At 33.6% G+C, this 13,326-nt stretch carries 13 protein-coding genes; 1 reads left to right on the plus strand and 12 read right to left on the minus strand.

The features are described 5' to 3' along the window. The first annotated feature begins 104 nt into the window (after window positions 1-104). Complete coding sequence (locus BUB89_RS02555; protein WP_073241542.1) at window positions 105-1,508, plus strand: DUF4403 family protein; 1,404 nt, start codon at window positions 105-107, stop codon at window positions 1,506-1,508. Here BUB89_RS02555 and BUB89_RS02560 read toward each other — a convergent pair whose 3' ends face one another. From BUB89_RS02560 to deoC, 12 genes are all read right to left on the minus strand, one after another. Further along, complete coding sequence (locus BUB89_RS02560; protein ID WP_073241544.1) at window positions 1,509-1,775, minus strand: hypothetical protein; 267 nt, start codon at window positions 1,773-1,775, stop codon at window positions 1,509-1,511. Further along, window positions 1,765-2,307, minus strand: a complete 543-nt coding sequence (locus BUB89_RS02565) for a DUF420 domain-containing protein (protein ID WP_073241546.1) — start codon at window positions 2,305-2,307, stop codon at window positions 1,765-1,767. The genes BUB89_RS02560 and BUB89_RS02565 overlap by 11 nt, the downstream gene beginning before the upstream one ends. A 3-nt stretch (window positions 2,308-2,310) precedes the next feature. After that, a complete protein-coding gene (locus tag BUB89_RS02570; RefSeq protein WP_073241548.1) occupies window positions 2,311-2,997 on the minus strand; it encodes an SCO family protein in 687 nt (228 codons plus the stop codon). Between the two features lie 11 nt (window positions 2,998-3,008). Then, a complete protein-coding gene (locus BUB89_RS02575) occupies window positions 3,009-3,650 on the minus strand; it encodes a hypothetical protein (protein ID WP_073241550.1) in 642 nt (213 codons plus the stop codon). A gap of 75 nt (window positions 3,651-3,725) precedes the next feature. Then, window positions 3,726-4,076, minus strand: coding sequence for a cytochrome C oxidase subunit IV family protein (locus tag BUB89_RS02580; RefSeq protein ID WP_073241552.1), 351 nt, complete (start codon window positions 4,074-4,076; stop codon window positions 3,726-3,728). 19 nt (window positions 4,077-4,095) lie between these two features. Beyond that, entirely contained in the window at window positions 4,096-5,073 is a 978-nt protein-coding gene (locus BUB89_RS02585) for a cytochrome c oxidase subunit 3 (RefSeq protein WP_073241554.1), read from the minus strand. Between the two features lie 42 nt (window positions 5,074-5,115). Next, a complete protein-coding gene (locus BUB89_RS02590) occupies window positions 5,116-5,703 on the minus strand; it encodes a cytochrome c oxidase subunit 3 (RefSeq protein WP_073241556.1) in 588 nt (195 codons plus the stop codon). A 2-nt stretch (window positions 5,704-5,705) separates the two neighbouring features. After that, window positions 5,706-6,620, minus strand: a complete 915-nt coding sequence (gene cyoE, locus BUB89_RS02595) for a heme o synthase (protein ID WP_073241558.1) — start codon at window positions 6,618-6,620, stop codon at window positions 5,706-5,708. Window positions 6,621-6,725: 105 nt separating this feature from the next. After that, window positions 6,726-7,877 carry a PepSY-associated TM helix domain-containing protein gene (locus BUB89_RS02600; RefSeq protein ID WP_073241560.1) on the minus strand — a complete coding sequence of 384 codons (1,152 nt, stop codon included), beginning with the start codon at window positions 7,875-7,877 and terminating at the stop codon, window positions 6,726-6,728. Window positions 7,878-7,879: 2 nt separating this feature from the next. After that, window positions 7,880-10,192 carry a TonB-dependent receptor gene (locus BUB89_RS02605; protein WP_174799731.1) on the minus strand — a complete coding sequence of 771 codons (2,313 nt, stop codon included), beginning with the start codon at window positions 10,190-10,192 and terminating at the stop codon, window positions 7,880-7,882. A 213-nt stretch (window positions 10,193-10,405) separates the two neighbouring features. After that, the gene (locus BUB89_RS02610) at window positions 10,406-12,526 is read right to left on the minus strand and encodes an energy transducer TonB (RefSeq protein WP_073241867.1); all 2,121 of its coding nucleotides are present in this window, start codon (window positions 12,524-12,526) and stop codon (window positions 10,406-10,408) included. Between the two features lie 19 nt (window positions 12,527-12,545). Continuing rightward, window positions 12,546-13,289 carry a deoxyribose-phosphate aldolase gene (gene deoC / locus BUB89_RS02615; RefSeq protein ID WP_073241564.1) on the minus strand — a complete coding sequence of 248 codons (744 nt, stop codon included), beginning with the start codon at window positions 13,287-13,289 and terminating at the stop codon, window positions 12,546-12,548. Window positions 13,290-13,326 lie beyond the last annotated feature (37 nt).

Below are 13,326 nucleotides of genomic sequence, written 5' to 3' on the forward strand. Positions count from 1 at the left end.
TATTAACTTTTTAATTCTGAGTATCAAATATATCAAATTCCATTCGTTCTAAATAATGATTCATTTCTTTTTGTAATTTTGTCCGGACTAAAATTATTCTTACAATGAGACTTCTCTCGCTATTTTCAGCATTTACCGTTTTAATTCTTTTAACTAATTGTGGTTCAACTCAAAAAATTGCCACTTTAAAACCAGAACCGGATGACGCCAGTCCGATAGTTTATAATAATGTTTCTTCGTTTATTAATTTACCCATTACTATAAAACTGAAAGACATAGAAAATCAGACAAACGCTATTCTGAACGGATTAATCTATGAAGATAAAGACATTGAAGATGATGACATTGAAATGAAAATTTGGAAACTTGCTCCTATTTCAATTAAAAACAGCAACATCAATAACCAAAAAATAACTACCATACTTCCGTTAAAAGCTACAGTAAAATACCGTATTGGTACAAAAACAATGGGAGTTAACCTTTATAACACTAAGGAATTTATTTTAAATGGTGTAATAACCCTGAACAGCACTGTCAATTTAACCAACTGGAAACTCAAAACTCAGACCGAGTTAAGTTCTTTAGACTGGAATGAAAGCCCAACAATGACTGTTTTTGGCAAAAATATGCCCGTTACTTATTTAATCAATCCTTCTATTAAATTATTTAAATCAAAAATCGAGAAAAAAATTGATGAGGCCATAGCAAAATCTATGGATTTCAAACCAAATGTCGTGACAGCTCTGGAAAAAATTTGCACTCCTTTTCAAATGAATGAAGCATACGAAAGCTGGCTCAGGATAGTTCCTGCTGAAATCTACTCGACAGCGGCACATTTAAAAAATGATTCTTTTGTTTTGCAAATGGGAATGAAATGCAACATGGAAACCATAATTGGCCAAATTCCGGAATCCAAATTCGATGCTGACAAAATTGTACTGAAAGCCGTAAGCAAAATCCCAAATCAGATTACGGCAAATATTGTAGCTGTTTCCAGTTATCAGGATGCATCAAGAATAATGAAGAAAAACTTTAGCGGTCAGGAATTTAGTTCGGGAAGTAAAAAAATCAAAGTAGAAGACGTTACTATCTGGCATAAAAGCGGCAAAATGGTCATTGCATTAGCGTTAACCGGTTCGATAAACGGAACCATTTATCTTACAGGTTTCCCTAAATACAATGCCGATAAAAAAGAAATTTATTTTGACAGACTGGATTATGTTCTCGATACCAAAAACAAGTTAATGCGTACCGCAAACTGGCTTGCTCAGGGGATTATATTAAGAAAAATTCAGGAAAGCTGCCGTTATTCCATTCAGCCTAATCTTGATGAAGGAAAAAAGACGATGCTCAATTATTTAAACAATTATTCTCCTATGCCGGGTGTTTTTGTAAATGGAAAAATGGATGATATTCAATTTCAAAAAATAGAACTCAGTCAAAATGCAATTATAGCTTTTGTAAAAGTAAACGGCGAAATCAACATAAGTGTTGATGGCTTAAAGTAATTATTTTGATTTATTTTTCTTCATTCGATAAATCATATATCCAATGATAGCCACCAGCAAATAAGGAACAACCATTAAATAAACAATACCGTCATTGACAGCCTCAGCCTGTGCCGTGTTAGCATCTCCGCCTAAAGCAGCTCTGCACATGGCGCACTGGGCATTTGTAGTAACAGAGAATAGAATATAGAAAATAGAAAACATAATTTTCATTTTCCCATTTTTACTTCCAACTTCTGACTTCTGACTTCTGACTTTAGTAAACATAATAAGGAGAGATCATTAAATACACTACAACACCGGTAACCGCAACATACAACCAGATAGGGAAAGTAATTCTGGCAATTTTTTTATGCTTATCAAACACTTCAGCTAAAGCACGAACGTACGTAATCAATACTAATGGAATAATGATTATCGAAAGAATAATATGAGTCACTAATATAAAATAATACACATATTTAATAACGCCTTCGCCACCAAATTTAGTAGAATCAGAAGTCATGTGGTAGGCAACATACATCACTAAAAAAGCAACAGAACAAGCTATAGCGGTTTTCATTAGATTTTCATGCAACTTTACCTTTCCGTTTTTGATAGCTCTCACAGCCAGAATTAATATAATGGCGGTAATACCATTTACAGTAGCATAAATAGGCGGTAAAAAAGAAAGTGGCTGTACATCAAATCCTAATTTTCTTAAATTAACACCAAAAAGAAGTGCCACTACTAATGGAATTACGATAGATAAAGTGACAATCCACTTATTATATTTTGTTTCTAAATTTTGATTTTCCATGATTTATTCTGCTAATAAAATACTAATATCCTGTTGAATGTCTCTCACACCTGATTTTTCTAATCCATCATAATACAAAATGGGATTGCCAAAATCGTCTTTTCGACAACGGATATTTCCATTTTTATCAATCAAAGCAAACATTCCTGAATGTTCGAAACCACCGTTTACTTTGCTGTTTTCTCCTGCATAAAGATTAAATCCTTTGTTAGCCAAATCAAATATTTCCTGTCTGTCTCCAGTTAAAAAATGCCAGTTGGAGGATTTAACACCTAATAATTCAGCATGCGATTTTAAAACCTCAGGAGTATCACGTTTAGGATCTATAGTAATAGAAACAATTCCGAAATTAGGATTCCCAAAGAATTTCTTTTCCAGAATCAACATATTCTGATTCATTTTAGGACAAATAGAAGGACAAGTGGTGAAGAAGAATTCCAGCACATACACTTTCCCTTTATAATCTGTATTAGTTATGGTTTTATTATCCTGGTTAACCAATTCAAATTTTGGAGCCGGACCTATTTTTACCAAAACTCCTTCGGCATTAGATTCAGAAGACACTTTATCCAAACGATCTGCTTTAACTACAGCTCCATTTTGAATACGTGAAATAATTTTGGGAACTGCATAAATGCCAAAAATCAAGATGATAAATGAAATCCCGATATATGATTTATTTTTGAACATAAAAAGTAGATTTACAATTGTTTTGTAGCGTTATTATTTTTCTTAAGAGCTGCACGATATTCATAAAGGATAATTTTAAAATCATCTAACATATCGTTACTCAGTTCAGAGGGATGAAAAGTATTGTAACCTTCTTTATATTCTTCTGCCTCTTTTCGACCTCTTAGATTTCTCTTTTTATCAATAATATACACATTTGATGTTCCAAAATTAGCATCTAATTTACCTACTAATTGTAATTGACTGTAATAGGTCTGAATTTCATCAGGTGTAGTAAACACAAAATGCCATTGGGAGACATCTGTAAAATCGTCAAAAGCATCCATAATGTTTTTCACATCTCTTTCGGTTCCTAAAGGACAAATCATTACAAACTGTAAATCCTGAAAAGCATGATAACGCTGATAGATTTTTTCATTTAAATTAAAAAGATTGCCTCTGTTTTTTAAAATTTTTGTACCGGAAAACCCCAGAATAGTAATTTTATTGTCTAATGTAACTTTTTCACCTCGTAAAGATTTCCAGTTGCCTAAATCAGCAACTTTGGGAGTAATAACAGGAAGTTTTGTAAAACTATTGACGCCTGAAGCAAAAAAAAGATAAGCTACAATTGGCAAAACGAATAATACAAAAAGAACAATATTTTTTTTCATCAGACTTGAAATAATTTAAATGCAAAAATAAAAAAAGGCACGCAAAGCGTGCCCTTTTTTTGAATTAATATAGTGTTAAAAATTCCATTTAATGGTCGAATCTTTAAAAACCCCATAAATATAATGCCCTTCAGTCAACAGAATGAAAAGTAAGTATACGACAAGAAAAATAACAGTTGATACTATTGACCATCTAAGACTTGGTGTTTCACCTTCAAGGTGCATAAAAGCCCAAACGATGTAGTATGCTTTGAATATAGTAAGTATATAAAATATCCAGTTTAACAAACTTAAGCCAAGAAACTGACCGTGGTGTAAAGAATCCGGTTTATAAATACCTAAAATAACTTCTATAATTGTAACTACTGATAAAATCCCAAATACTTTCCAGATTCTACCTATATTTGATACATGCTCGTGTGACATAATAAATAAACTTTAAAAATTAAACTAGATAGAAAACCGTGAATACAAATACCCATACTAAGTCAACAAAGTGCCAGTAAAGTCCAACTTTTTCTACCATTTCATAACTTTTTCTTTTCTCGTAAGTTCCCAATAATACATTAAAGAAAATAATGATATTGATAATAACTCCTGAGAAAACGTGGAAACCGTGGAAACCGGTAATAAAGAAAAAGAAATCAGCAAATAGCTTACTTCCGTATTCATTTCTAATTAGATTAGCTCCTTCAACAACTAAAGCTGCCTCAGCTAATCTTTGTTCAGATTCTGCTCTGGAAAGAATTGTTTTTTGTTTCTTTTCGTTGATAACCTCAGTTCTGATTAATAAATCAGGATGTGCTTTAAAACCAGCCTGAACCTCAGCTACTGAATAAGAAGGCAAACTAGCCTCTTCCATAAACCAGGTACCTTCGTTTCTGGTTAATTGGTTTCTTTCTTCATGTAAAGTGGCTGCAAAATCTGCAAGCGCTATTTGTTTTCCGTCTTTATCCACAAACTGAAGAATACTCCCTCCTTTTGTTTCAATAGCTCCGTACTCCCCTTTAATGAAATTTTTCCATTCCCAGGCTTGAGAACCAACGAAGATTAAACCACCAATAATGGTTAAAAACATGTATACAATTACTTTGTTCTTTTTCATTTGGTGACCCGCATCAACAGCTAAAACCATTGTTACAGATGAGAAAATCAAAATAAAAGTCATTAATGCCACATAATACATAGGAGCAGAAACTCCGTGCATAAATGGGAAGTGAGTAAACACTTCATCGGCCAATGGCCAAGTTTCAATAAATTTAAATCTAGAAAAACCATAAGCTGCTAGAAATCCAGAGAACGTTAAGGCATCTGATACGATAAAAAACCACATCATCATTTTACCATAACTTGCGTTCATAGGCTCATTGCCGCCTCCCCAAGTTTTTTCTTCACTATTTGCAGTAGTAACTGTCGCTTCCATAAAAGTTATTCGTTAAAAAGTTCCCAAATTTACGTTTTTTTCTTATTTAAAGAAATATAAAAATAAAAATAATAAAACCCACAACAAGTCTAGAAAGTGCCAATACATTGCACCTAGTTCTATACCAAGAGTTTGGGTCGAATTGTATTTTTGTTTAAAATGATTATAAATTATAATTAAAAGTGAAATTAGTCCTCCAGCCAGGTGTAACAAGTGAACAAATGCGATTATATACAAGAAAGTCACTGTTATCGAGCTCCCCTGACCGGTCATATAATAACCACTTTCGATAATCTGACCAAAACCTGCAAATTGCGAAACCACAAACAACACTCCTAAAACCAAAGTAGCTAAAAGCATCATTGTAGTTTTACTGCGATTATCCTTTTCTATTGCTTTTTTTGCCAGATAAAAAGTGACACTACACCCAATAATTACTATTGTGCTAATATAAAAAGCAATTGGTAATTCAAAACCTTTTAACCAGTCTACCCTTGACTTACTTACTACAAAAGCACTGGTAAGTCCGGCAAACATCATCGTCATACTAATCATAGCAAACAATAAAATCAACTTATAGGATCTTGCCGTTCTCTCTTTTTGCTCTTCAGCTGTCATTGAAACCTCCATAACTATCTTAAAAATTTATCAATTATATAAACCAATTGCAACAATGAAATATAAGAAACACTCACTAACATTAAGGTTCGTGCTGCTTTTGCCGTTTTCACATTATAAAGTCGAACTGCATAATACAGCATCCAAATACCCAATAAGAAAACAATAACTGCCGTATAAGGCGAAATAAACAGTTTTCCTGTATAACCCACACACGGCAACAAAGAAGCAATTATTAACCAAACGGTATATAAAATAACCTGCAAGGCTGTCCCTTTATCTTTTTTACCTGTAGGTAACATAAAAATTCCTGCCTTTTCATAATCTTCATATAAAAACCATCCGATGGACCAAAAATGAGGAAACTGCCAGAAAAACTGAATCAAAAACAAAGTTCCTGCTTCAATTCCGAAATTTCCGGTTGCCGCAACCCAGCCCAGCATAAACGGAATAGCTCCCGGAAATGCACCCACAAAAACAGATAACGAAGTCACTGTTTTTAGCGGAGTATAAACACTGGTATATAAAAATATCGAAATTGCACCAAACATAGCTGTTTTGGGATTAATCAAATACAACAATGTAAGTCCAATTAAAGTAAGCAAACTCGCTACCAATAAAGCCACATTCGCAGACATTCTTCCCGATGGAACAGGACGATTTTTAGTTCGATCCATCAAAGCATCAATGTCTTTTTCAATCACCTGATTAAAAGCATTCGAAGCTCCTACCATGCAATAACCACCCACACACAGCATCAACAAAACGGACCATTGAAAAGGCTGATCTTCATTAAAACCCAATAAATATCCGGCTATAGATGAAAACAACACACTAATAGCCAATCCAGCCTTAGTGATTTCTTTAAAATCGGTAAAAATCGCTTTAAGAGAAAGTGTATTTGTAGTTGTGCTCAATGCCGTTTTCATTACGTTTTTATAAAACTGCTGCAAAAGTAACTCATCGAAAGGGATTTGGCAAAAAACTAATCATAAAATATTGTTGAAGAAAAATTTAGATAAAAACACCTCTCTTTATGATTTTCTTAATTTTGCTTTCTTGTATTTATTTAGCCAGATTATGAATCCGGTAACAGGCAAAGAAGCACAAACAAGTGAAGCGAGAAAAGCTAAAATTTTAGTATACATTCCGCCAATACTCCCCACATGCAAGTCATAATTTAAAGAAGTAACCCGATTACCCAGTTGTAAATTATCCGGAGATTTCAATTCTGTTATTTGTCCTTTTTTTTGATCGAAAAAATACCAGTAAAAAACGCCTGTTCGATTTTTCTCCATTCTTAACTGAAAACCCTGCGGTTCGGTGAGGTCTTTTTCTATTCGAATAGAAATCTGATCAGCATCAGGGTGAGCTGCTAAAACATAATTCAGCCCGTTATCTAAAACAGAAGCAGCAGTCTGAGGCACAAAAGGCAACGAAAGAGTTTCTTTTTCTTTTTTATCCAAAGAATTCAATCCGTTTGAAATTGCTTTTTTGAAAGCCGGAAAAGCAAATATTAAACCTGTAATGGCAAACAATAAAGCAAACAGCAAACTGTAAAATCCCAAAACATTATGCAAATCATAATTGAGTCTTTTTCTTTTTGCTTTAAAATTAATAGAAAAACTATTTTTTATCGTTTTAGGTTTCCATTTTTTAGGCCACCATAAAACAATTCCCGTGATACACAAAACAGCAAAAAAGATTACTGAAAAACCTACCACAAAGTGACCATACTTTTTTCCAAGAAGCAAATTCATGTGTAACTGAAGTACAATCTGGAAAAAATTTTCTTTGGTATTTTCAACCATTTGTACATTTCCTGAATACGGATTTACAAATACCCGCTTGTGATAAGTAAAATAATCGGAGTAGAAAAAAGCATCCTTATTGGTTTTAACAGCTCTGAAAATCCAGATTCTGTCTTTTTGTGGAAAAACTTCAACCCGACTTATTTTTTCTCCCGGATTTAATTTTGCTTCAGCAATAGTAATAAGCTTACTTAATGCAAGTGTTCGGGACGACTGTAAATTTTGCTTTTCAATAAAAAATTTTTCAGGATGAGTCAGCAATTGCAACTCATCCTGAAAAACGGTAAGACATCCGGTAAGGCTAACTATTAAGACTACAAGTCCTGATAACAAGCCCAGCCATTTATGCAGCCATAATAGTTTTTTTTTAACCATTATTAAAATTTATATCTCAAATTTAAAGTTGTTGTCATACCAGTTCCAAGCACGTATTCGGCATCCAGCGCACGATATTGACTCACTGTTGGATAATAATAATTATTGAGTAAATTTTCTATTCCTAAATTCAAAGACCAATTTTTATTAAACGAATAACTTCCTGCAAAGTTTACTAAATTAACCGTTGCAATAGGCCCTTCGCTATTATTGTACTTGCCTTTGCTGTTCAGTTCAAAACGATCACGACAACCAGTATTAACCCAGGATAATTGTAAATTCCAATCAGCAGATGGCTTATAAGTAGCAAATGCAGTAGCTTTAGGCGGAGCAATACGGGAACCGTTAAGATAAACGGAACTTCCGTCATCAAATTTTGCTTTTCCTTCCACATAAGAATAACTTCCTCCAACATTGAACTGATCAGAAAAACGATAATCTAATGCTATTTCATATCCTTTAACATTTTCAGGTTCGCGTTGCGCTACTAAATAACCACCCACATCGACTAAGTTAGCACCTAATTTAGAAGTACTGATATAATAAGCTGCTGTTACATTCAGATTATACAATTTACTTGAAAAACCAACTTCGTAATTATTGGTAATTATAGGATCCGTTTCTAAACTTTCGATAGTATTTTCATTAGCTCTCCTTAAAATTCGCCCCAATTCATTGATTGCAAATGCCTGCGAGAAACTCACAAACGGATTAAAAAACTCATATTTATTAAAACGTAAACCGGCATTAAACATCGTAGCATTATAAGGAATTTTACCTCCTTCTACAAAAATACTTCCTGTATTATTTGCTCCTGTTGCAATGGTATTAAAATCATCAACACGAACTGTGGCATTTTCATAACGGATTCCTCCTTTGAAAATTAAATTTTCCAAAACATCCACTTTCAATTGTGCATAAGGAGCGATATTTAACATATCCATTTTCGGAATATAAACACGTCCATCAACCAAATCCTGAAAAGTAACATCATTCAATACATCCAGACCATATGTAATTTCCGAAGGTAAAGAAGCAATTGTAAAAGGAGTATTTAAATTGATACGGGTTCCGTTTTTATTCGAATTAATCATCGTTTGCCCCGGACCGTACCACGCTGAAGCACTTTGTACATAACGATTCATAGATTGAAAAGAATTCAAATATGCCGAAACATCTAATTGAGTGGTTCTAAACAAATTGTTTTTAGAAAAAGTAAACATGAAATTATGGTTGTACGGTGTCCCTGCATTTTCACCCGGTTCTGAACCTCGCACACCAATAGTTGGAGTTTGACCATACACTCCGGCCTGACTAATATATTTTGCTTTTTGAGTACTGCCGTAAAAATTATACACTACTTTGAAATTAGTATTTTCATCTAAATCATAACCTAATTTTACAAAAGCATTTGTCTGATAAGAATTAGACAAACCATCAGTTTGTCCCAGAGGAGTTCCTTTAGCATCTCTTTGAAGTCCGGTATAATCATAAGATCCTCCAAGAACGTAACTGAACTTATTTTTTCTACCATTAAAAAATTGGGAAATACGATAACCAAAAGTTTCGTTACCATGAAGCGGATTAAAAGTAGTCCCCACTGTAGTCACTCCTTCAAAGCTATTATATAAAGGACTTTTTTTAGTGATATAATTGATGATCCCTCCACCGGAACCATTTCCATAAATAGAAGTTGCTCCTTTTATCACCTCAATACGTTCAATTGCGTTAGCATCAATGGCACGAATGTCTCTGTTCCCATTCATCAATGGAGTCGATTGCGGAATTCCATCTATCAAAACCAAAACTTGTCTTCCTCGTAATGTTTGCCCTGAATTTGTGGCTTTATTCGTTGTGGTACCTAATCCCGGAATAACATTCCCTAAAATAGAAGACAAATTGCTGTTAATACTGCTTTGTTGTTGTATTTCTTTCTGACTCATTATCGTTACCGAAGACGGAATTGTATTAATATTTTCCTGTTTTCTACCGGCAGTAATAACCACTTCATCAAGTTGGTTCTCTTTATTTAAAACAATAGTAACAGAATTTTGCTCTTCGGGATTTACAGTATAAGAAAGCAATTGGAAATCCGGAGCAGAAATTATAATGGTATTGTTTTTAATTTCAGCATTTAAAACAGAAACTTCTCCTGAAAGATTTGTTGTTCCTATTATTTTATTATTGGAAGAAACGGCAGCGTTGGCAATTGGTTTTTTTGACTCATTTTCAATTTTTAAACGCAGTGATTGTGCCTTTATATTAATAGTAAACAACACAAAAAAAGAGAACAGAAAAAGTAATTTGGAATTCATTTTTAAAGCTTTTAACAAGACGGGATCTGGTTATTTTTATTTAGATTCATTCTCGGCAAAGATACTGTTATTCTATTTTTATTTACAACAAATAGTTGCAAAAACTTTTTTCACCTGATTCCTCTCGCTTAATTACCTCTTTTATTTACAAAAAAAACACCACAACTCAGTTGAATTGTGGCGTATGATGTCTAATACATTCATTATTTGCTATCAATAATCAAAATACCAGTTAAAAATATCCGAACGTAATCCTATAGAAAACCAATTGGTACTTTCTTTCAACACTGTTGCTGTATTTTCCATTGGATTAAAATCCCTGTAAATATAACTCGCAAAAAGTTTCAGATTAGTGGATGGATTAATCAAATACCCGCCTTGAATATCAGCCATGAAAAAATTAGTTTTGTTTCCTTGTCCCACTTTTACATCAGAATTAGCAAAACGCTCTTCATCATAATCACGATATATATTCCCTCCAAAATTTGAATTTGCACCTGAATCGGCAAAATCAAATCCGCGTACTCCAACAGTAAATTTAGCATCTGCAAAAAATCTTCCTTTATGATAACGTGCAATAGCTAAAAACTCGCTGAAGTTTCCGCCCCATTGATGTCCTAAACTTTGATTGTTATGCCCGTAATTTGTAATAGGATCAGAATGGGAATACACATACGGACGAATTCTGTTGTATTCAACCTGAAGTAGCAAATTATTTACATTAAAAGCATTGTAATATTTTGCTCCTAACTGATAACCGTATTTATTTTTCCAGCTATTATCACGTTCTTTAATATCTCCTAATGAGAATTCATCTAAAATAAACTGCCCGTAAAAGTTAATTTGGTTATCCCATTTGTATTTAAAAGTCAGTCCCAACACAGCATTTCCTGACCTTGAAGAAGAACCAAATTCCACCGAACGGTAAAAAATAATAGGATTGATAAAATTAGCATCAAAACCTCTGTCATTCGTATTTGCCCAAACTACCGATTCAAAAAATCCTAAATTCAATTTATTAGAAACATTCCAGCTTAAATAATGGTTGGCCATAAACTTGGTAGCATACGTCCTGTCTACCGTGACCTCCGGACGAACATCCTTAAGCCACATAAAAGTATTGGTGTATTTTAGTTTCCAAAATGTTGTATTTAATTTAAAATAAGGATAAGGACTGGCACCATCACCTTCTAACAAGGAGCGATAACCGTCTCCAATAAAATTCCTGCCATAGCCCAATTGTAAATCTAAAAATTTGCTTGGTGCAAAAATTAAATTGGCTTCCGCCAAAGGAAAATCATAGGCATCGGTTTTAAAATCTTTTGCAATTCCTATCCCCGGAATAATTGCCGGATTTCCGCCCGATGGTTTAATAGAACCTGCATACCGATTGTAATAATCTGCAAATCGTCCCTGACTTTCAAATATAGTGGTTAAAAATGTAAGTTTTTCTCCTAATCCACCTCTAAAATTAATGGCTCGTGTATTGACAAAGGTATTTATCGAATTGTTTCCGGAAGCTTTACCCAATTGCAAATCCAACACCGGATTTACCATGAACCAATAATCCTCACCACGAATTTCTACCGTATTTTCATTCCACAATTTCCTTGTCCACCATCCCGAAGTTTTTTTCTTTAATTTCTCATTCTCTTTCTTAAAATTATAATACTTAGAAACTTCAGCATACGAAAAAGGTTTAGAAGCCGTATGGTTGTTACTGCCTACCTGATTTATCGCGCCATCAAATTGTGCATAATAACTATGCGAAAAAGGAATATTGAGATGACTTTCAAACTCGGGATTGTTGTATTTTTTATAAACAATACTATCTAATTCCGTCAGTTGCTTAGTAGTATTTCTCAGAATATCAGCTTTAGCTAAATTTTCATTGGCAATAGTTTCAGCACTTTTTAAAGGAATTGCAATAGTAATGTTGTACTTAGAATATTCCGGTCTCCCATTGTAAGTGGCCGGAGTAATTTTTGGGAATTTTGCAAAAACACGTTTTGCTTCTTCAATTAATTTTTCATCAACAGCATTTACATAAATCACTTTAAAAGTACCTTTTTCATCTACTTCAAAAAGCACTTTTACATTTCCATTAAAATTATTCTGAACCAAATCTTCAGGGACAACAAAATTTTGAAAGACAAAATCCTGAACTTCTGTATAAAAACAATTCTCTAAAGCCTTTCCTTCTAAATTTTCACACCGTGGAAAAACAGGAAATCGTTGTGTATTCAAAACTGATTCTGAATTCAAATCCTGGTTTTGAGCATAACCCAACGCCGTAGAAAAACATGCAAATAAAACCAAAAGGCTTTTTCTCATATCTATTTTCATCATAAACTTAATACTCATTTTGGCTATTTTCTCCATTGACAATTGCTTTTGCAGCAGATGTACCAATGCGTTTTACTCCTAACTTAATCATTGCAATCGCCTCCTGATAATTACGTACACCGCCGGCAGCTTTTACAGGAAGCGGTGAAGCATTTTCCAGCATCATCATTACTGATGGAATTGTTGCTCCATTAGGTTCATTATTATTTGTCTGAAAAAAACCTGTTGAGGATTTTACAAAAACCCGGGCATAATCCGTTTCTTCAAAATTAGCAATCACAATATTTTTTATCAAAGCTGACAACTGAATAATTTGCTTATCCGTCAAAGCGGCAACTTCAATAATCCATTTTATTATTTTATTATTAGCTAATGCTAATTGAGTTCCTCTCAGGATTTCTTCTTTAACTAAATTTGTTTCCCCTTTTTTGAAAGCCTCATAATTGCATACAAAATCCAATTCATCAGCTCCATCTGCAATGGCCTGAGTGGCTTCTGCCAACTTATCTTCGATAGCTGATTTTCCCAGCGGAAAGTCGATTACTGTTCCTGTCTGGACATTTGAACCGGCTTCAGAAATCATTTTACGGGCTAAAGCAACCATTTCCGGACGAATCATAATTAGTTTAAAACCTTCCTCAATGGCTTCTTTAATAAAATGTTCTGCCACAGCCTGGTTTTGACTTTCATCAAGTTCAGCCTGCGAAGCAGTTTTTAAATAAGTAGAATCTAAAAATAACCGAATATCCATTAATTATTGATTTAATAAAACTGCTTTGTTCACAAAA

The organism is Flavobacterium flevense (assembly GCF_900142775.1).
GTDB classification, from domain to species: domain Bacteria; phylum Bacteroidota; class Bacteroidia; order Flavobacteriales; family Flavobacteriaceae; genus Flavobacterium; species Flavobacterium flevense.

What these genes read in the sequence shown, in the direction of transcription:
- BUB89_RS02555 (WP_073241542.1), top strand. Translation starts at nt 105, where the DNA reads ATGAGACTTCTCTCGCTATTTTCAGCATTTACCGTTTTAATTCTTTTA.
- BUB89_RS02560 (WP_073241544.1), bottom strand. Translation starts at nt 1,775, where the DNA reads ATGTTTACTAAAGTCAGAAGTCAGAAGTCAGAAGTTGGAAGTAAAAAT.
- BUB89_RS02565 (WP_073241546.1), bottom strand. Translation starts at nt 2,307, where the DNA reads ATGGAAAATCAAAATTTAGAAACAAAATATAATAAGTGGATTGTCACT.
- BUB89_RS02570 (WP_073241548.1), bottom strand. Translation starts at nt 2,997, where the DNA reads ATGTTCAAAAATAAATCATATATCGGGATTTCATTTATCATCTTGATT.
- BUB89_RS02575 (WP_073241550.1), bottom strand. Translation starts at nt 3,650, where the DNA reads ATGAAAAAAAATATTGTTCTTTTTGTATTATTCGTTTTGCCAATTGTA.
- BUB89_RS02580 (WP_073241552.1), bottom strand. Translation starts at nt 4,076, where the DNA reads ATGTCACACGAGCATGTATCAAATATAGGTAGAATCTGGAAAGTATTT.
- BUB89_RS02585 (WP_073241554.1), bottom strand. Translation starts at nt 5,073, where the DNA reads ATGGAAGCGACAGTTACTACTGCAAATAGTGAAGAAAAAACTTGGGGA.
- BUB89_RS02590 (WP_073241556.1), bottom strand. Translation starts at nt 5,703, where the DNA reads ATGGAGGTTTCAATGACAGCTGAAGAGCAAAAAGAGAGAACGGCAAGA.
- cyoE (WP_073241558.1), bottom strand. Translation starts at nt 6,620, where the DNA reads ATGAAAACGGCATTGAGCACAACTACAAATACACTTTCTCTTAAAGCG.
- BUB89_RS02600 (WP_073241560.1), bottom strand. Translation starts at nt 7,877, where the DNA reads ATGGTTAAAAAAAAACTATTATGGCTGCATAAATGGCTGGGCTTGTTA.
- BUB89_RS02605 (WP_174799731.1), bottom strand. Translation starts at nt 10,192, where the DNA reads ATGAATTCCAAATTACTTTTTCTGTTCTCTTTTTTTGTGTTGTTTACT.
- BUB89_RS02610 (WP_073241867.1), bottom strand. Translation starts at nt 12,526, where the DNA reads ATGAGAAAAAGCCTTTTGGTTTTATTTGCATGTTTTTCTACGGCGTTG.
- deoC (WP_073241564.1), bottom strand. Translation starts at nt 13,289, where the DNA reads ATGGATATTCGGTTATTTTTAGATTCTACTTATTTAAAAACTGCTTCG.